Here is a 1,357-nt window from a genome sequence, read left to right on the forward strand (position 1 = left end):
CGCCTCGACCGAGACCGCTATGGTCTTCGGCGAGCTGTACCGCAACGGTGCCGAATGGAAGTTCCGCGCCGTCGGTCAGGGCTACGCCTCCGGTCTGTCCGGCATCGCTCGCGACTACGGCGTCAACGTCTAGTCACCCTCGCGAACAGGGGGCTCGACACATCGGGCCCCCTGTTCGTGCGAAACAGAAAGGTCCCTCCGCGTGATAACGCGCATCTTCGGCCTGTCCATCGTCATCACGGTGTTCTCGCTGGTCGTGGCCTACCTCTACGGTGGCTTGACCGCTCTCGCACTGTGCGCCATCCTCGGCATTCTCGAGGTGTCGCTGTCGTTCGACAACGCCGTCATCAACGCCACCGTCCTGGAACGGATGAGCGAATTCTGGCAGCGGATCTTCCTGACTGTCGGCGTGCTGATCGCCGTGTTCGGTATGCGTCTGATCTTCCCGCTGGCCATCGTGTGGGTCACCGCGGGACTGAACCCGGTCGAGGCTTTCGACCTGGCGCTGAACCCGCCGGTGGACGACGCCGCCTACTTCCCTGACGGCAGCCCGAGCTACGAGACCCTGCTCACCGACGCGCACCCGCAGATCGCGGCGTTCGGTGGCATGTTCCTGGCGCTGCTGTTCCTGAACTTCATCTTCGAAGAGCGTGACATCACCTGGCTCAGCTGGCTCGAGAAGCCGCTGGCCAAGGCGGGCAAGCTCGACATGCTGTCGGTGGTCGTCGCCGGTACCGGTCTGGTGCTGGTCGCGGAGTTCCTGGCCGACGCCGACGATCGCTCCACCGTGCTGGTCTCCGGCCTGCTCGGCATGATCGTCTACATCCTGGTCGACGGCCTCGGTTCGATGTTCCACACCGAGGAGTTCGAAGAGGGCCCGCAGGGTGGCCCGTCCACGCTGGTCAAGGCGACCGGTAAGGCCGCGTTCTTCCTGTTCCTCTACCTGGAAGTGCTCGACGCGTCGTTCTCCTTCGACGGTGTCATCGGCGCGTTCGCCATCACCTCCGACCCGATCATCATCGCGCTGGGCCTCGGCCTGATCGGCGCGATGTTCGTCCGGTCGATCACGGTGTACCTGGTTCGCCAGGGCACGCTGTCGGACTACGTGTACCTCGAGCACGGCGCCCACTGGGCGATCGGAGCGCTGGCGGCGATCCTGCTCGTCTCGATCGGCGTGCACGTCAACGAGCTCATCACGGGCTTGATCGGCGTGGCGTTCATCGGCGCGGCGCTCGTCTCCAGCGTCCTGCGCAACCGCAAGGCGGAGCCGGACGCCGTGGAGGACGCCAAGGAGTCCGCTCCGGTCAGCTGATCCACAACCGAAGATCAATCTACAGCGGCGGCGAGTCCCCTCGGG

2 protein-coding genes are annotated in these 1,357 nt (G+C 65.2%); both read left to right on the forward strand.

Going from position 1 to position 1,357, the window contains the following annotated elements; translation table 11 throughout:
• On the forward strand, nt 1–133 hold a 133-nt coding region (locus ACFWF3_RS35985), incomplete at its 5' end, for a TerD family protein (protein WP_379318636.1).
• 69 nt (nt 134–202) lie between these two features.
• The gene (locus ACFWF3_RS35990) at nt 203–1,312 is read left to right on the forward strand and encodes a DUF475 domain-containing protein (protein WP_378634866.1); all 1,110 of its coding nucleotides are present in this window, start codon (nt 203–205) and stop codon (nt 1,310–1,312) included.
• The last annotated feature ends 45 nt before the right edge of the window (nt 1,313–1,357 follow it).

The sequence above is a fragment of the Nocardia sp. NPDC060220 genome, assembly GCF_042727815.1.
Lineage (GTDB): Bacteria > Actinomycetota > Actinomycetes > Mycobacteriales > Mycobacteriaceae > Nocardia.